The organism is Pseudomonas fontis, from assembly GCF_028656955.1.
Classification (GTDB): Bacteria; Pseudomonadota; Gammaproteobacteria; order Pseudomonadales; family Pseudomonadaceae; genus Aquipseudomonas; species Aquipseudomonas fontis.
In genome coordinates this window covers 1-17,452 of the sequence record NZ_JAMDGY010000030.1, presented here as the reverse complement: position 1 = coordinate 17,452, position 17,452 = coordinate 1, and the positions used below count along the sequence as shown (strand labels likewise).

Sequence of the window (17,452 nt, the reverse complement as noted above, 5' to 3'; positions counted from 1 at the left end):
CAGGCAGAGGCTGATGCATTTCGACCTGATTGACCTTCGACTGTTCCTGCACACCGTGGAGTGCGGCAACATCACGGCGGGCGCGCAGCGCAGCCACTTGTCGCTGCCGGCGGCCAGTGCGCGGATTCGCGCGATGGAAAGCTCGCTTGGCATCCCGTTGCTGGAGCGTAACCGGCGTGGCGTGCAGCCGACGGCGGCGGGCCAGGCGCTGGTCAACCATGCCCGGCAGATCGGCCAGCAGGTCGAACGCCTGCAGTTTGACCTGGCCCAGTACGCGCAAGGCTTGCAGGGGCAGGTACGGCTGCTGTGCAACACCTCGTCGCTGACCGAATACCTGCCGGAGCAAGTGGCCGATTTTCTCGCCAGCCACCCGGGCATCGACGTGGACATCCAGGAGCTGCCCAGCCTGCGCATCGTGCATGCGTTGAGCCAGGGGGTGGCGGACCTGGGCATCGTCTCCAATGCGGTGCCGACCGATCACTTGCAGACCCTGGCGTTTCGTGACGATCCGCTGATGCTGATCATGGCCCCGGAGCATCCGCTGGCGCGGGTCGAGCAGCCGGATTTCATCCAGACCTTGAGCCATGGTTATGTGGGCTTGGCGGCGAACAGCGCGCTGGCCTTGCATGTGGAGGAGCAGGCGCTGCATCAGGGCCGGCGGATGCTGGTGCGGGTCCGGGCGGAAGGGTTTGACGGGGTGATCCGCATGGTCGCCCGGGGCGCCGGGCTGGGGATTGTGCCGCTGGCGGCGGTGCGGCGCTGGCAAGGGGTGTTGCCACTGCGCAGTGTGGCGTTGCGCGAGCCGTGGGCGGATCGACGGCTGTTGCTGTGCTCTCGGGATTTCAGCGCGTTGCCGGGGCAGGCGCAGGCGTTGCTTGCGGCGTTGCGAGCGCCAGAATAGTGTGGGCCTCATCGCCGGCAAGGCCGGCTCCCACAGTGGTTTGGTGTGCACCAAATACTCTGTGGGAGCCGGCCTTGCCGGCGATAGGGCTCAAGCCTTACTCAGGCTTGCGATACCCCTCGACCACCGCCGAGAAGTCCTTGCCGCCATCGCCGCGCAAGCTCATTGCCTGATACAGCTGCTGCGCCACCGCCCCGAGAATCACCGGCTGATGCGCCTGCTTCGCCGCTTCAGTTGCCAGCCCCAGGTCCTTGAGCATCAGGTCTGCACCAAAGCCTCCGGTGTACCCGCGTGAAGCCGGTGCGGTCTCGATTATCCCCGGCCATGGGTTGTAGGTGTCCGAACTCCAGCAGCGCCCGGTCGAGCTGTTGATGATCCCGGCCAGCACCTTGGTGTCGATGCCCAGGGCATTGCCCAGCGCCATCGCCTCCGACACCCCGATCATCGAGATACCCAGCAGCAGGTTGTTGCAGATCTTGGCGATTTGCCCGGTGCCCACTTCACCGCAGTGCACGATATTGCGACCCATCTGCGCCAGCACCGGTTGCAAGCTGGCGAACAGTTTTTCACTGGCCCCGACCATGAACGTCAGCGTCCCCGCCGCCGCCCCGCCGGTGCCGCCCGACACCGGCGCATCGCCCATGTCCACGCCCTGCTTGGCGGCCGCGGCCGACACTTCGCGGGCCGTCTGTGGGTCGATGGTGCTGCAATCCACCACCGGCGTGCCGGCTTTCACCCCGGCCAACACACCGTCTTCGCCCAGGTACACACCGCGCACATGCGCCGCCGCCGGCAGCATGGTGATGACCAACTCGCTGGCCGCTGCGGCTTCCTTGGGCGAGGTGCTGATCTGCCCGCCCAATTCAGCGAGTTCAGCCAGCACGGCCTTGTTCAGGTCGAACAGGTTCAGTTGGTGCCCGGCCTTGATCAGGTTGCGCGCCATCGGCGCGCCCATGTTGCCCAGACCGATAAATGCGATACGCATGATGAACTCCTTAGCGCAGGCTGATGGTGGTGTTCACACCATCGTTGACGCTGTCGTCGTCGAACCAGCGGCTGGTGACCGTCTTGGTCTGGGTGTAGAACTGCACCACTTGCTTGCCGTACGGGCCGAGGTCACCGAGCTTGGAGCCACGCGAGCCGGTGAAGCTGAAGTACGGGACCGGCACCGGGATCGGGATGTTGATGCCAACCTGGCCGACGTCGATTTCGTTCTGGAACTTGCGCGCCGCCGCGCCGCTCTGGGTGAACAGGCCGGTGCCGTTGCCAAAGGGGTTGCGGTTGACCAGGGCGATGGCTTCGTCGAGGGTGTCGACTTCCAGCACTACCAGCACCGGGCCGAAGATTTCCTGGGTGTAGATCTGCATTTCGGTGGTCACCCCGGAGAACAGGGTCGGGCCGACGAAGTTGCCTTGCTCGTAGCCCGGCACGCTGACCTCACGGCCATCGAGTTCGAGCTTGGCACCTTCGCGAATGCCGCTCTCGATCAGGCCCAGTACACGCTCCTTGGCACGCTTGGAAATCAGCGGGCCGACATCGGTGCCTGGCTCGCTGCCGGCGTTGACCGTAAGCTTCGCCGCCAGTGCCTTGAGCTCCGGCAGCCACTCACGCGCCTTGCCGACCAGCACCGCCACGGAGGTGGCCATGCAGCGTTGACCGGCCGCGCCGAAACCGGCACCGACCAGGGCATTGAGGGTTTGTTCACGGTTGGCATCAGGCAGTACCACGGCGTGGTTCTTCGCGCCCATCATCGACTGCACGCGCTTGCCGTGTTGGCCGGCGAGGTTGTACACGTGGGTGCCGACCTCGGTAGAGCCGACGAACGAAATCGCCTTGATGTCGGTATGGGTGCACAGCGCATCCACCACCTGCTTGCCGCCGTGCACCACGTTCAGCACACCGGCCGGTACGCCGGCTTCAATCGCCAGTTCCACCAGCATCATGGTCGACAGCGGGTCCTGTTCGGACGGCTTGAGGACGAAGGTGTTGCCGCAGACGATGGCCATCGGGAACATCCACAGCGGGATCATCGCCGGGAAGTTGAACGGGGTGATACCGGCGCATACGCCGATGGGTTGGCGCAGGGTGTAGGTGTCGACGCCACCGGCGACGTTCTCGGCGAATTCGCCCATCTGCAGGCTGCCGATGGAGCAGGCGTGCTCGACCACTTCCAGGCCGCGGAAGATGTCGCCTTCGGCGTCGGCGATGGTCTTGCCCTGTTCGGCACTGAGGGTGATGGCGATGCGTTTGGAGTGCTCGCGGATCAGCGCTTGCAGCTTGAGCATGATGCGCATGCGTGCGCCGATCGGGGTGTCGCGCCAGGTTTTGAAGGCACGTTGGCCGGCGCTGATGGCGGCGTCGACTTCTTCGACCGTGGCGAACGGTACGCGCGCCAGCACCTCTTGGGTGGCCGGGTTGACCACGTCGCGCCATTCAGTGGTTTTTGACTCGACCCATTGGCCGTTGATCAGCAGCTTTACCGTGTCGACCTTGGTTTGGCCGGGCGTGAGGGATGCGTTCATGTAGGGTTCTCCTGAATTATTGTTAGGGAGAGAAACGCCGACGCGTCAGCCGCGACGGTGCTTGGGTCCTGGGCTGAATTGGAGTATAGATGTGCAAACTTCTAATAAGAACGCACATTAAAGCCGGTCCAACATGCAAAAAAACCTCACCTCATTGGGTGCCCTGAACTGGGACGACCTGAAGTTTTTTCTCGAAGTTGCGCGTACCCGCAAGGCCAGCAGCGCGGCCAAGCGCCTGGGTGTGGACTACACCACGGTGTCGCGGCGCATTGCCTCGCTGGAGTTGGCGTTGGGCACGCTGCTGTTCGAAAAGTCGCGAACCAGCGGCTTTGTGCTGACGGCCGAGGGGCAGCGTTTGCTCAGTTCCGCCGAGTCGATTGAAAGCACCTTGCACATGGCTTGCGAGCAGGTTTCCGGCTCGGGTGTGGCGTTGTCGGGGCATGTGCGCATGGGTTGCACCGAGGGCTTCGGCAGTTTCTTTGTCACTCCGCAGTTGAGCCGTTTTGTCGATGACTACCCGGCGATCAGTGTAGACATCCTGCCGTTGCCGCACTTCATCAGCCTGTCCAAGCGCGAGGCGGACATCGTCATTGCCCTGGAGCGCCCGGAGCATGGGCCGTATGTGTGCTGCAAGCTGTGCGACTACCGCCTGCGCCTGTACGCGACGCAGGACTACCTGGACAACCACCCGCCGATCCGCAGCACCAGCGACCTGGCTGAGCATCCGTTTATCAGTTATGTGGATGATTTGGCATTCAGTTCGGAGTTGCTGTACCTGGCGAACCTGTTGCCGACGGCCACGGCGCATTTGCGCAGTACCAGTGTGATAGCGCAGTTTGTCGCGGCCCAGCAGGGGCGTGGGTTGGCGATTTTGCCGTGCTTTTTGGCGGCGCAGGATCCACGGCTGGTGCCGGTGTTGCCTGAGGAAGTGGAGATTACTCGGCAGTTCTGGATGTATTGCCGGGAGGATCTGAGGAAGTTGAAGCGGATTACCTTGTTGTGGGATTACATCCGGCAGGTGACGGAGTTGAACCAGCCGTTGCTGTTGGGGGAGACGCGGGCGTTGCGGTTTTTGGAGTAACCTCCAGCAAAACCGTGTTGTGGCCGCTGCCGCCCTTGGGAGCCCTACGGACTCCAGCGCAGCCTTACGGCAGCGGCTACACCAGCTCTCGGCGCTAGCGGGAGGGGCCTTCTTTCGTCGAGAGGCCGAAGAACAGGTGGATCGGGGACGTGCCTTTTCATGACGAACTCCTAGTCGGTGGAGCTGCCACTTGCCGCTGCTAAACGAGTTGGGTGGCAGCTGTACGCGGGTTAGCAGACCGGAGACATAGGAACCCGGCGCACACGAGGTGCCCACACGTATAGCCGCCATACGAGACAGTATGCTTGGGCAATGAACTGCATGGCGTCAGGAAAGTGATACGCAATCTTTAGAAATTGGCTTGTAGCCGCTGCCGTCAGGCTGCGCTCGCCTGCACCGCAGGCGCCGCTCTTGGGAGCCCTACGGACTCCAGCGCAGCCTAACGGCAGCGGCTACACCAGCTCTCGGCGCTAGCGGGAGGGGCCTGGAAGCGTGGCCAACGACACTTCGACCAACGCACGGGCAACCTCAATCTGATGCACAGCAGAGCGCACCAGCGTCATGCCGTCAGGCTGGGCTTTCTCAATGGCTTGCTGGCTGATCGCCAAGGCGCAGAGCAGATGGTCAGAGGCATGAATCAAGGCTTCTTCCGTCGAGAGGCCGGGACGGACACGTAGAACGGGGGGATCGGGGACGCGCTTTTTCATGATGAGCTCCTAAGCCATAGGAGCTGCCACGAACCTGCTGTCAAACAAATGGGTGGCAGCTGTACGCGGGTTGACAGACCAGGGACTTAGGAGAAACCCGGCGCACACGAATGTGCCCCACGCACAGCCGCCATGACGACAGCTATTGCGCCTAAGTTAGATTCGGCCTGTCAAAACCGGTCGTTGAATTGGCAACGACCCGCGAAGACTAGAGGCGCATCACAGCAGGCGCAATGCGCGGCAGTATGCTTCGGAAATGAACTACATGGAATCAGGAAAGCACTGCAAATCCTGTGGGAGCCGGCCTTGCCGGCGAAGTAAGGCGCAGCCTTACCAAAGGGGCTGCACTGCAGCCCATCGCCGGCAAGGCCGGCTCCCACACGGTTCTTGACCGGGTGTGAATCGTCAGTCCGACGCCACCACAATCGACACCCGACGGTTCTCCGTACGCCCCGCCGGCGTATCGTTGCCAGCCACCGGCACAGTGCTGCCCAGCCCGCGCGCCTGGACGTTCTCCGGCTTCATGCCCACCGAAACCAACACCTTGGCCACGCTGTCGGCCCGGCGCACGGAAAGCTGCTGGTTGTACGCCGCCTTGCCCGATGCATCGGTGTGCCCATCCACCCGCACACGCTGGATATCCACCGACAGCAACGCCTTGCCGATCCGCTCGACGATGGCCTTGCTCGGCGCATTCAAGCCGTCCAGGTCACTGCCGAACAGCACCTTGCCCGACAGGCCAAACTCCCAGCCCTCATCGGTCGGGACAAAACCTTCATGCTTGAGCAAGGCAATCTGCTCCGGGGTCAAGCCCTTGGGTGGAACGCTCTGGCAGCCGCCCAGCGCAATCAGCGCCAAGGCCAGCACAACAAACGAAATTCGCAAACGCTGGATCAAGTGAATCACGGCTCAACTCCTGTTTTTTACACTGTTGGCAGTACGCTCCGCGCCTGCTGTGTTGTGCTCTTCGCGCGATAGGCGCTTGGCTTCATACATCGCGACGTCCGCTGCATTGAGCAGGTCCGCCGGGGTCTGGGCATCATCGGGGTACACCGCCAAGCCAACACTCAAGGAGGTCTTGAGCAACTGGCCATCCTGCAAGCGCACTGGCAGGCGCATGCTCGCGGCAATTTTCTCGGCGATCTTGCGGGCATCCTCAACCTTGTGCAGCGGCGACAACAGCACGGCAAACTCGTCGCCGCCCAGACGCGCCACCAGGTCGTTCTCACGCAACTGCGCACGCACCCGGTTGGCCACGCTGATCAACACTTCATCGCCCGCCGCATGCCCATACTCATCGTTGATGTCCTTGAAGCGATCGCTATCAAGGAACAACACCGCCATGCGCTCGTCATACTTGGCCGCGTTGCGCAGGGTGCGGCTGAGCCGGCCCTCGAAGAACGCCCGGTTCGGCAAGCCGGTCAGGCTGTCGTGGCTGGCTTGATGGGCAAGGCTCTCGTTCTCGCTCTGCAAGTGGCTCTGCCAGGCTTCCAGCTCATCAAGCAGGGCGTTGAAGTCATTGCCCAACTCGTTCAACTCGGCGATCTGGGTAGGCGGTACGCGCCGGTCAAAACTGCGCTCGCGCCGCGCCGCGTGGGCCACGTTGGCAAGGTTGCGCAACGGCCGGACGATATCGCCGAACAGCTGCCGCGACAGGTACAGCGCACTCACCGCGCTAAGCACCGTGCACAGCAAAATCCCCGCCAGCCCGCTGAGCAGGAAGCGCATCAGGCTACCGCCCTGCCCGACCACTTCGATACTGCCGACCAGTTGCCCCTGGTGCATCACCGGCATGCTGATCGGCTCTTCCAGCAAGCTGCGTGCAAGCTTCAACTCGATCTGGTCGAGCATGCCGTTCTCGCCACGCTGCCAGCGCGCCAGCAGGTTGCCGTCTTCATCGAAGACCTTGGCGTCGGCCACCTCCTCGGTGGAGGCGATCAAGCCCAGGGCCTCGTTGGCCGCGCTGCTGTCGTTGAACACCAGCGAAGCTTCGACGGTGTAGTTGATCGAGCGGGCGATCAGGTGCAGGTTGTGGTTGGCGTAGACCCGCAGCGCCAGCACCCCCAGCAGGGTCAGCGAGACACCGGCCAGGCCCACGGCCAGCAATGCCACGCTCAGGTGCCCACGCCCCAGCGCTGAACGCAGGGTCGGTCGTTCGCTGTTACTTCGAAGGAAGCGCATCATGGCTGAGCCGCCCGGCGCCGCGACAACTGCAGCACACTCGGGTGAATACGCACGCCGCTGCGCGCCACCGAATCCAGGTTGACCTCAAAAGCCACCTGTTGGTCGCTGACCCGCAGGCAGAACAGGCTACCGACCGTGCACGGGTCGTCCGCCTCGCTGATGCTCAGCAGCGGGTGCCCGTTGAGGGCGGTAAACAGCTGGCTGCGCTCGGTGGCGCTGAGCTTGCCGATATACACCGCGTCGCATTCGCCCACGATGCGCGCATCGCCTGCCAACAATCGGCGCACAAGCACCGGGCGACCTGTGGCCTGGGTCGTACCCTTGACCAGGTCATCGGCATATTCGGTAGGCCCGATCAGGCACAGGCGCAATTGGCTCGGCTCGACCGGCCAGCGGGCATAACTGAGGATGCCCAAGACAACCTGGGTGACCGCCTTGGCGCGCTGCTCGGCAAGGCTGGCGGCAGTGGCGGTTTCAGCGTGGCTCAGGTCGGCAAACAGAAACACCAGCGCGGCCAGCAGCATGGGCTTCCAGCGCATGACACGTCCCGTTGTAGGGGCGGCGACCTTCATATAGGAAATCTCTTAAGACCACGCCGTATAGTGGCGCACGATAGCATATCGCCTGCTTTCCCAGCGAGGGGCCCTACGCTATGTAGGGCCACGTCTGTCGGACGTTTCGTTGACGTCAGACTTGCTCCAGCATCAACCCGGACAGGCGTTTCACCTTGCGCCGCACGGCATCCTCGAACACCCCGCTACGCGGCTCGACCAGGCTGAAGCAATCCTTGGCCCGGGTGATACCGGTATAGATCAATTCCTTGGTCAGCACCGGGTTCAGCGCGTCAGGCAGTACCAGGGCAGTGTGGGAGAACTCCGAGCCCTGGGATTTGTGTACGGTCATGGCGTACACCGTCTCGACTTCGTTGAGCCGGCTAGGCAGGACAAAGCGTACGCCTCCGCGCCCATCGTTACGCGGGAACGCCACCCGCAGCACGCCGTCGTGGACCTGTTCGTCCGGCAGGCGCAAGGCGATGCCGATATCGCCGTTCATCAGGCCCAGGCCATAGTCGTTGCGGGTCATCAGCACCGGGCGGCCTTCATACCAGGGCTGCTCGCCATCAATCAACCTGGCCGCCGTCAGCACACGGCCGACCCGCTGGTTCAGACCCTCGACGCCCCAGGGCCCCTTGCGCACGGCGCACAGCAACTGGAAGCGCTCGAACGCCTGCAATACCTGCAATGCCCAGGCGTTCCACTGCGGGTCATCGACCGGCGTGAGCAGCGCCGGGCGTTGTCTGAGGATCACCTGAAGGTATTCGCGGTAACCTTGCGGGCCCTGTTCACCACGCCCCAGGCCATCGAGTACCAGGCGATCCAGCGCCTTATCCTGCTCACCGCGCAGGCTCAGGCTATAGACATCGGCATAGTCACCCTTTTGCAGCAGCGCACGGGCGTCAGGCGCCGCCTGACGGTTGACCAGGCGTGCCAGTTGGCCGATGCCGCTGCCTTCGCCAAAGCGCCGCGAGTGGCGCAGCATCACCACCTGCTGCGCCAGTGGATGGCGGCTGGCATCGCCGGCCTGCAAACCACTGTCCGCCAGTGATTCGCCGCTGACCTGCTCCAGCCAGGCCTGGGTGTCCGCCGAGTAGTAGCCGTCTTCAGCATCCCGGCACAAGTCACCGAGCACCGCGCCTGCTTCCACCGACGCCAGCTGGTCCTTGTCCCCCAGCAGGATCAGCCGCGCATGCTCCGGCATGGCGGCCAACAGGTTGGCCATCATTTCCAGGTCGATCATCGACGCTTCGTCGACCACCAGCACGTCCAGCGGCAAGGGGTTGCCCGCATGGTGACGGAAGTGCCGCGAGCCGGGCCGGCTGCCGAGCAGGCGGTGCACGGTGGAAACGTCGCTGGGAATGTTGTCACGCACCGCCGGCGCCACTGCCAGCCGCTCGACCTGCTGGCCGATGGACTCGGTCAACCGCGCAGCAGCCTTGCCGGTCGGTGCCGCAAGACGGATACGCAACGGGCGGCCCGCCTCGACAGCAGGCGCCTGCAACAACGCCAGCAAACGCACCACGGTGGTGGTCTTGCCGGTGCCGGGGCCGCCGGTGATGATGCTGAAGCCGCTGCGGGTGGCCAGGGCACAGGCCAGTTTCTGCCAATCGATCAGCCCCGCCTGGGCGCCCCCTTCGAACAGCTGGTCAAGGCGCGCACGCAGGTCATGCGGCGCAGCTTCGGTCTGTTGCAGGCGCTCGCGCAGCGCGCTGTCGATGCGTCGCTCGTAGGTCCAGTAGCGCCGCAGATACAAACGATCACCGCTTATCACCAACGGCCGTTCGGCCTGTTCAGGCTGGCTGCCCTCGGCGACCAGCACGCTGGCCAACAGGTGCTGGCGCCAGGTGGCCAGGTCCAGACGTTCAAGCAACTGCGAGGGCAGCAACAACGGCCCGGCCAGGGCATCACCTTCCGGGGGCAAGGACAAGGCAAAGTCCGGCTCGGCCAGGGTCGCCCCCAGGTCCAGGCACACATGCCCATGGCCCAATTGATGGCTGGCCAACGCGGCCGCCAGCAACACCAGCGGGTTGCCCTGCGGGTCGCGCTCTTCAAGGAACCCGACGAAGGCCCGGTCCAGCGCCCGCAGCCAGCCACGCTCGACCCAGCGGTCGAGCAAGGCCAGCAAATCGGCATTCAGGTCCAGTGGCGCCAGCGCGGCCAGGTGGCCGGCGTCCAGTGGCGTCGGCAGCAGGTCGTCGAAGGTGCGGCTCATTGCAAGGCTCCAAACAGGTCATGTTGCTGTGGCTCACCGAGGCCCTGGAACATCGCGTCGAGCCGCTCGATCAAGGCGCGCGGCGGCTTGATGAAAGTCACGCCACGGCTGGGCGCATGCACGCCACGCAGGAAGAAGAACACCGCGCCACCGACATGCCGGTCATAGTCGTAGTCCGGCAGGCGCGCACGCAATTGACGGTGCAGGGCCAGCAGGTAGAGCACGTATTGCAGGTCGTAGCGGTGCTCGAGAATCGCCGCTTCCATGGCCACCGCGCTGTAGGCCAGGTCGTCCGGGCCGAGCCAGTTGGATTTGTAGTCGGCCACGTAGTAGCGGCCATCGTGTTCGAACGCCAGGTCGATAAAGCCCTTGAACATGCCATTGAGCATCGCCGGCTGCGCGGCCGGGCGGGAGGTACCTTCATGGGTGTGCTGGCAGACCAGGCGGTCCAGGCGCAGTACATCGACATGATGGCTGGCGAACCAGAATTCCATCTCGATCTGGTAGCGCTCAAGTTGGCGCAGCGCCATCGGCGGGCTATCGACGGCCACGCTCAGCGGTACGTCGAGCAATTGCTGCAACCAGTCGCTCAGGGTAGTGATCCAGCCCTTCCAGTCACGCCGCGTACAGCGCTGGGCGACAGTCTTGGTCAACAGCTCGGGTTGCCCGGCGATCTGTTCGAAGCCTTCGCGCCCGGCCCATTCGAGCAGGCCATGAAGGAACGTCCCAGGGTTCGGGCCCCGCGGGAAGCGATGGATATCGCCAGCAATGGCCGCCACTTCGCGCAGGGTGTTCGGGTCGGCGGGCTCGTCGTCGAGCAGTTGCTGGGCCTGGGAGCTGTCGTCGCTCAGGTCGAGCAAATCCTCGCCAATGCGCAGCGCACTGTACGAGGCGATCCACCAGTTCTCCGCCGCCCGCCGCTTGGGTTGGCGCAGGGGCAACAGGGCGGCGGTATTGCGCGGCGCGCTGTAGCACTGGCTGTCGGCCACCGGGAGGATTTCGCTGTGGATCGCCGCACAGTCGACCTGCAATGCCAGCAACCACGCGGCCAGCCCGGTCGAGGCCTTCAGCGCTTCGCCGCCGCCCAGCAGGTAGCCCAGCGCTGAGCGGTGCAGCAGCGACTCCTTGCCAGTGCCGCGCTTGAGGTCGGCCACGCCCAGCCAGCAGGCATGCTGCGCGCGGGTCAGGGCCACATAAAGCAGGCGCAGGTCTTCAGCCAGACGTTCGTCATCCGCCAACGCAATCTGCGTGTCGGTCGGGGTCAGGCTGACATGGGCCTGCCCCTGCTCATCGTGCCAGCCCAGTGGCAGGCGCTTGCCATCGACCGGCTTGGCAGTGCAGATGAACGGCAGGAACACCAGTGGGTATTCCAGGCCCTTGGATTTGTGGATGGTCACCACCTTGACCAGTTGCTCGTCGCTTTCCAGGCGCAGGATCTGCTCTTCGCCGGTCTGCCCGGACAACGCCAGGTGCTCGGCCAGATGACGGATCAGCGCCTGCTCGCCGTCGAGTTCGGTGGCGGCCTGCTGCAGCAGTTCGGCCAGGTGCAGCAGGTTGGTCAGCACCCGCTCGCCATCGCTGCGCACCATCAGTACCTGGGGCAGCTTGAAGTCGTGGAGCAGGTGACGAAGCATCGGCAGCACGCCCTGGCGTTGCCAGATCTGCCGGTAGTCGCGGAACTTCATCACCCAGCCTTCCCAGGCCCGCTCATCTTCGTTGAGCGTCGCCAGTGCGGTCAGCGGCAGGTTGAAGGTCATGCTGGCGAGCGCCGCCTTGAGCAGGCGTTCGCTGTCGGGTTCGGCGCAGGCCTTGAGCCAGGCCAGCAGGTCGTGCGCCTCCTGGGCGGCGAACACCGAGTCCTTGTCGGAGAGGTACACGCTGCGCACATCGCGTGCCGCCAGCTCGGCGCGGATCAACTGCGCTTCGCGCCCGTCGCGCACCAGGATGGCAATGTCCGACGGCATGCAGCCACGCAACGTGCCGTCCGCCATGCGGAAGCCGCTTTGCCCCTGCTGCCCGCCATTGAGCAGGCCGACAATCTGGCTGGCACAGCTGGCGGCCAACTGCTGGCGATAGACCACAGCGGAGACCGGGTCTTCACTTTGCAGGTGCCAGAGGTTCAGCGCCGCCTGTGCCTGGCCGGCAAGCTCGAAGACTTCCTTGCGGCCCTGCGCGCGGACCTCGATGAATGGCACCGGATTGTCGCCATTCGGCTCACGGAAGAGGAACGCACCACGCCCCTGCTCACGTCGCTCGGCTTGCAGGAACACCTGGTTGACCGCCGTCACCATCGACTGGCTGGAGCGATAGTTGGTGTCCAGGTCGTGCAGGCGCCCGGTGGTCGCGCGCCGTGCACCAAGGTAGGTGAAGATGTCCGCGCCGCGGAAGGCGTAGATCGCCTGCTTCGGGTCGCCGATCATGAACAGGCCGGTTTCGCGCACGTTCTCTTCAATGCGGTAGATGCGCTGGAAGATCCGGTACTGCACCGGGTCGGTGTCCTGGAATTCGTCGATCAACGCGACCGGGAACTGCTCACGGATCAGTCCCGCCAGACGCTCGCCCGAAACGCCGCCCAAGGCATGGTCGAGACGCTGCAGCATGTCGTCGAAGCCCATTTCCGCGCGGCGACGTTTCTCCGCCTCGAAGCGTTTCGAGACCCAGCTGGCGGCATGCTCCAGCAAGCGCGCATCCGGAGTTGGCAACGCCTGCAACTGCTCGCGCAGGTCGCTCATGGCCTCCAGCGCCGGGTGGCTCGGTGGCTCGCCCTTCCACGCCTCGGCCATGCCGGCCGGGGTCAGGCGGGTAAAGCCGGTGCCGATATCCAGCTCCAGCGCCTGCGGGTCGAGTGCCCAGGCACTGAGCTTTTCGAACCAGGGTTCGAAGAAGCGCGCCTGCATCTTGCGCCCGTCGACCTGCTTGGCTGCCAGTGCATCGCGGCACAGTTGCAGCAGCTCTTGTGACCATTGCGCCCAGGGCGCCTTGAGGCTCGCCAACTGTTCGCTGCGCGCAGCCAGAACGGTCTCGATCAACTGCGTCGGGTCGGCGTTGTCATCGTCATCGCCTACCCGCCCGAACATCGCGCGCACGCGCGGCAACAGCGATTCGGGGCTGACCCAGTTGCTGCGTACCCAGGCCAGTGCGTCGCCGTGCATGCTGTAGCAGAAGCGGCGCCAGTAGTCGCGCATCACCTGGCCGAGCAGGTCGCTGTGGTCGGTCTCCAGGGTCTGGGTAAACAGGCTGCCACTGTCGAACGCGTGCTCGCGCAGCATGCGCTGACACCAACTGTGAATGGTCGAAACAGCCGCCTCGTCCATCCACTGTGCGGCCACATCCAGCCGGTTGGCGCAGGCCGCCCAGGTGCTCGGGTCGTACTGGTCGCGCAGTTGCTCAAGCAGCGGGTCGGCTTCGGCCAACTCTCCGCGCAGGAAGCGTGCGGCCTCGGCCAGACGCGTACGGATACGTTCGCGCAGCTCCTTGGTGGCGGCGTCGGTGAAGGTCACCACCAGAATCTGCGGTGGCAGCAGCTCGCGACCGAACCCCTGCTCGCCGCCGTGGCCAAGCACCAGGCGCAGGTACAGCGCGGAAATGGTGAACGTCTTGCCGGTGCCGGCGCTCGCCTCGATCAGCTGGCTGCCGTGCAGCGGGAAGGTCAGTGCCAAAGGCGCTTTGGATGCTTCGATACTCATGAGCGCGCCTCTTCACTGTCCAGGTTTTTCCAACCGGCTTCGTGCATGGGTTTGTACAACGCTTCACACCAGCCTTCAAATTCCTCGCTGGCAGTCAGCGCCGCAAAGTCGCTGAACTGGCGAGCCAGGGCGGTACTTTCGGCGCGTTCGCCAGCGCTGTTCTGGCCGTCACCGTCATACGCCTTGGCAGCTGCTGCCAGGGCCTTTTCCGGGTCGGGTTGAGCCAGCCAGGCGAACGCGGTTTTCACTGCGACCGGCAGCGGGGTATTCATCCCGGCCTGACGCGCCACCAACAGATCGCCCAGCAATTCGACCGCCTTGCCCTGCTCGATCGGGTCGAGCATCAGGGTGATGTCCGTGGCCACCACCGCGCTGCTCAGCCGATGACCAACCGCGCCGGCCGCCAGGTGCATGACCCAGGTGGCAACCAGGCGGTGCCACTTGAGCGTGCGGCCACTGCTGATGCTGTTGGGCAAGGTGGTGATGCTCAACAAGGCCTGATCATCACGCTGATAAACGCGGCCCAGCCACCCTTCGAGCTTCAACTGGCGATACTCGAAACGCACCGGCAAGGCACTGTCGACCAGGATTGGCCACTGGCGCAGCAACTGTGCGTGGCGTTGCAGCAGGTCCGGCAACGGCTCGATCAACTCGGCTTGCAGGCACTCGCCGAACCCGGCCAGTGGCAACAGCCCGGCGCCTTGCAGGCGACGTGCCTGGGCCTTCAATGCGCCTTCACTGTTCTGCGGGTCGGCCAGTGCGGCGCCGAGCAAACTGTCGCTCAGGCTGTAGCGCTGCAAGGCGTCCAGTACGAAAGGTTCTTCGTCAGCCAATGGGGCTTCCACGGCCTCGAAAAACACCTTCAGCCGTTGACTGAAGAAGTGCCGGACCGGATGGCGCAGGAAGTCCTGCAACTGGGTCAGGTTCAACGGCTCATCCGGCAGGAATGGCTCGAGTTCATCAGTGCCCTTGGCCGACTCTTCGCTCGCGACATAGAGGCCGCGCCACTCTTTCGCATAGCTGAACAGCGGGCTGCCTTCGTGGAAGTAGCGCGCACTGAACGGCTGCAAGGGGTGCTCAACGGTAAGGGCGTGCAACAGCTGCTCGCCGGCATCCTGCTTGCCATCGGTGAGCGCATCGTGCAATCGCCAGCCCGCCGCAAGGTGGTCGCGCAATTGACCGATCAATACCGAGGCCGGTCGCTCACTGTTATCACGAATGCTGCGCCCGACCCAACTGACATACAGTTGCTCACGTGCCGACAGCAGGGCTTCGAGCAGCAGATAACGGTCGTCTTCGCGGCGCGAACGGTCGCCTGGGCGGTAGTCGCTACCCATCAGGTCGAAGTCCAATGGCGGTTGTGCGCGCGGGTAGTCGCCATCGTTCATGCCCAGCAGGCAGACGATGCGGAACGGGATCGCGCGCATGGGCATCAGCGTGCAGAAGTTGACCGAGCCGGCGAGGAAACGCTGCGACAGCTTGCCCTGGTCGAGCCCGGCCAACCAAGCCTCACGCACGACAGTGAGCGGCAATAGATCATGCAGCCCGACCAATTCGCAGGTTTCCAGCCAGGTGTCGCAGAGGCTCTGCAACTGCACCAACAGATAGTCGTCGTGCTCGCTTTCCGCCAGGAAGAACACCTGCAACATCGCATTCAGGCGCGCACCCCAGACTGCCGCCGGGGCTGGTTGCGAGAGTTCGGCATGGGCGACATCCAGTGCGTCGATCAAGGCCACTAGCGGACCGATCAAGGCCGCGTCGAGGCCGCCGATTTCATCGTACGGCTCGATCCCGTCGCAGCTGTCGCCCATGCCCACGGCATAGCCCAACAGCATGCGCCGCAGGCCGAATCGCCAGCTGTTCTGCTCCAGATCGTCAGGCAGGCCAAGGCCCGCGCGTTGGGCGGCGTTCAGCCCCCAACGCACACCGGCGCCTTCGATCCAGCGGTGCAGGGTCGGCAAGTCGCTTTCCTTGATCGAGAAGCGTGCGCGCAGTGCCGGTACGTCCAGCAGATCAAGAATCTCGCTGACCGGGAAGCGGCTGTCAGGCAGCTTGAGCAGGTGCTCCAGGGCAATCAGCAGCGGGTCACGCCCGCGCTGGCCCTGGTCGGTCAGGGTGAAGGGGATGTAGCGCGGGTCGTCACGCTTGAGCTGGCCGAACACCGCGCGAATATGCGGCGCATAGGTGTTGATGTCCGGCAGCATGACGATTACGTCACGCGGGCGCAGGCTTGAGTCGGCACTGAAGCGGGCGAGCAATTGGTCGTGGAGGATCTCCACTTCACGCTGGGCACCATGGGCGACATGGAAGCGTACCGAGCGGTCCTTGAGCGGGTCGACATCCGGCCACTGCGTGCGCGTCTCAGCCAGGGGGCGAAGCTCGAAGATGTCGTCCTGCAACTGATTGAGCAGGTTCTGCGGGTTGCCATCGCTGAACAGGTCGATGCGCCCATCGCTGAAAGCGGTCTGGTAGCTGCTGGGGTCGTCATAGCTGTCGAGCAGGTTGATGTAGTCGCGACCCTGTTTGCCCCAGGCGGCGAGCAGGGGATGGGCATGCTGGTGCAGGGTTTCTGCATCGATCAGCGCCGGCATGCCTTGCTTGCGTTGCTGGCGCTTGTACTGGTGGCGCAGCAGGTCCTTGTCGGCAACGATATCGGCCCAGTGGTGGCGGCAAGGGTTGTGTACACACAGCAGCACCTGGCTGAACCGTGCAAGGCCGGCCAGTGCTTCCAGCGCTTGGGCCGGCAACGAAGAAATACCGAACACGATGACCCGTGGTGGCAAACCTGCAGGTGCCTGTTCCAGCGTGTTGATGCGCTCGATAAAGCGCTGGTGCACGCCGGCGCGGCTCTGGGCCATGCCCGCCTCGCCAACATCGAGCAACAACAGGCGCCATAGTTCGGCTTGCCAGCAGTTGGCCGGCGGCAGCGGTTTGACTTCGCCGCGTACGTTGGTCAGGACATGCCGCCCCACCGCCCACTCTTTCAGCCAGTCGGCGCGGAACACCTGATATTGGTCGAACAGGTCAGCCAGGCGCTCGGCAAGCTGGTAGCGCTTGCGCAGGTCGCCGTCATCGGTGAGGAAGCGCTGCAGCGGCTCGAAGTGCGGCTGCCCGATCACCTCCGGCAATAGGCGCATCAGGCGCCAGGTAAGCGGTGCCTTGTCGAGCAGCGAGGTCTCGGGGATTTCTTCCCGGCCCAGTACCTTGCGGTACAGCTGCCACATGAAGCTGCCGGGCAGTTGCACTTCGATGGCGGCGGCAATACCGCAGCCGCCACTGTCGTCATCTTGAGGGTCTTCGGCCAGGGCCAGCTTCAACCATTGGGCAATACCGTTGCTTTGTACCAGCACCACTTCGTTGTCCAGGGGGGCCAGCGGGTAACGCCGCATCCAGCTCACCACCAGGCTGCGCAGTTCATCCAGGCGGTTGCCGTGAACCACCATGAATCCAGGATGAAGCGAGCTGTCGTGCGGCATGGAGCGTCCCTTGAAGTGGTGCGGTTCGGGGAACCTTAGCATGGTGTTAGGGCTTTTCGCCGGCAACGCCGGCTCCCACAGGGGGATATGACGTGTGGATGTTTTTCGCGCACAAAGACAAAACCC

The 17,452-nt window shown here is 64.2% G+C and carries 11 protein-coding genes; 2 read left to right on the top strand and 9 right to left on the bottom strand.

The window, feature by feature from the left end; all coding sequences use genetic code 11:
• The first annotated feature begins 13 nt into the window (after nucleotides 1-13).
• Nucleotides 14-901: a LysR substrate-binding domain-containing protein gene (locus M5G11_RS13280; RefSeq protein WP_273912494.1), complete on the top strand. Its 888-nt coding sequence runs from the start codon at nucleotides 14-16 to the stop codon at nucleotides 899-901.
• A 97-nt stretch (nucleotides 902-998) separates the two neighbouring features.
• On the opposite strand, the gene mmsB is transcribed toward M5G11_RS13280, so the two are convergent.
• Entirely contained in the window at nucleotides 999-1,886 is an 888-nt protein-coding gene (gene mmsB, locus M5G11_RS13275) for a 3-hydroxyisobutyrate dehydrogenase (RefSeq protein WP_273912493.1), read from the bottom strand.
• 10 nt (nucleotides 1,887-1,896) lie between these two features.
• Complete coding sequence (locus M5G11_RS13270; RefSeq protein WP_273912492.1) at nucleotides 1,897-3,423, bottom strand: CoA-acylating methylmalonate-semialdehyde dehydrogenase; 1,527 nt, start codon at nucleotides 3,421-3,423, stop codon at nucleotides 1,897-1,899.
• Nucleotides 3,424-3,556: 133 nt separating this feature from the next.
• On the opposite strand from M5G11_RS13270, the gene M5G11_RS13265 reads away from it, so the two are divergent.
• Nucleotides 3,557-4,504 (top strand): LysR family transcriptional regulator, encoded by a 948-nt coding sequence (locus M5G11_RS13265; RefSeq protein ID WP_273912491.1) that lies wholly within the window; start codon nucleotides 3,557-3,559, stop codon nucleotides 4,502-4,504.
• Nucleotides 4,505-4,974: 470 nt separating this feature from the next.
• Here M5G11_RS13265 and M5G11_RS13260 read toward each other — a convergent pair whose 3' ends face one another.
• From M5G11_RS13260 to recC, 7 genes are all read right to left on the bottom strand, one after another.
• Entirely contained in the window at nucleotides 4,975-5,211 is a 237-nt protein-coding gene (locus tag M5G11_RS13260) for a DUF3077 domain-containing protein (protein ID WP_273912490.1), read from the bottom strand.
• 405 nt (nucleotides 5,212-5,616) lie between these two features.
• A complete protein-coding gene (yfiB, locus tag M5G11_RS13255; RefSeq protein WP_273912537.1) occupies nucleotides 5,617-6,108 on the bottom strand; it encodes an outer membrane lipoprotein YfiB in 492 nt (163 codons plus the stop codon).
• A gap of 12 nt (nucleotides 6,109-6,120) precedes the next feature.
• Nucleotides 6,121-7,392, bottom strand: coding sequence for a diguanylate cyclase DgcN/YfiN (dgcN, locus tag M5G11_RS13250; protein WP_273912536.1), 1,272 nt, complete (start codon nucleotides 7,390-7,392; stop codon nucleotides 6,121-6,123).
• On the bottom strand, nucleotides 7,392-7,967 hold the full coding sequence (gene yfiR / locus M5G11_RS13245) for a regulatory sequestration protein YfiR (RefSeq protein ID WP_273912489.1): 576 nt from the start codon (nucleotides 7,965-7,967) through the stop codon (nucleotides 7,392-7,394). The genes dgcN and yfiR overlap by 1 nt, the downstream gene beginning before the upstream one ends.
• A gap of 115 nt (nucleotides 7,968-8,082) precedes the next feature.
• The gene (recD, locus tag M5G11_RS13240) at nucleotides 8,083-10,164 is read right to left on the bottom strand and encodes an exodeoxyribonuclease V subunit alpha (RefSeq protein WP_273912488.1); all 2,082 of its coding nucleotides are present in this window, start codon (nucleotides 10,162-10,164) and stop codon (nucleotides 8,083-8,085) included.
• Nucleotides 10,161-13,850, bottom strand: coding sequence for an exodeoxyribonuclease V subunit beta (gene recB, locus M5G11_RS13235; RefSeq protein WP_273912487.1), 3,690 nt, complete (start codon nucleotides 13,848-13,850; stop codon nucleotides 10,161-10,163). The genes recD and recB overlap by 4 nt, the downstream gene beginning before the upstream one ends.
• Nucleotides 13,847-17,326, bottom strand: coding sequence for an exodeoxyribonuclease V subunit gamma (gene recC / locus M5G11_RS13230; RefSeq protein ID WP_273912486.1), 3,480 nt, complete (start codon nucleotides 17,324-17,326; stop codon nucleotides 13,847-13,849). The genes recB and recC overlap by 4 nt, the downstream gene beginning before the upstream one ends.
• Nucleotides 17,327-17,452: the final 126 nt, after the last annotated feature.

Bases quoted from the DNA above. Each gene is read 5' to 3' on its own strand.
- M5G11_RS13280 (WP_273912494.1), top strand. From the start codon at position 14: ATGCATTTCGACCTGATTGACCTTCGACTGTTCCTGCACACCGTGGAG.
- M5G11_RS13270 (WP_273912492.1), bottom strand. From the start codon at position 3,423: ATGAACGCATCCCTCACGCCCGGCCAAACCAAGGTCGACACGGTAAAG.
- mmsB (WP_273912493.1), bottom strand. From the start codon at position 1,886: ATGCGTATCGCATTTATCGGTCTGGGCAACATGGGCGCGCCGATGGCG.
- recC (WP_273912486.1), bottom strand. From the start codon at position 17,326: ATGCCGCACGACAGCTCGCTTCATCCTGGATTCATGGTGGTTCACGGC.
- M5G11_RS13265 (WP_273912491.1), top strand. From the start codon at position 3,557: ATGCAAAAAAACCTCACCTCATTGGGTGCCCTGAACTGGGACGACCTG.
- recD (WP_273912488.1), bottom strand. From the start codon at position 10,164: ATGAGCCGCACCTTCGACGACCTGCTGCCGACGCCACTGGACGCCGGC.
- yfiR (WP_273912489.1), bottom strand. From the start codon at position 7,967: ATGAAGGTCGCCGCCCCTACAACGGGACGTGTCATGCGCTGGAAGCCC.
- recB (WP_273912487.1), bottom strand. From the start codon at position 13,850: ATGAGTATCGAAGCATCCAAAGCGCCTTTGGCACTGACCTTCCCGCTG.
- M5G11_RS13260 (WP_273912490.1), bottom strand. From the start codon at position 5,211: ATGAAAAAGCGCGTCCCCGATCCCCCCGTTCTACGTGTCCGTCCCGGC.
- dgcN (WP_273912536.1), bottom strand. From the start codon at position 7,392: ATGCGCTTCCTTCGAAGTAACAGCGAACGACCGACCCTGCGTTCAGCG.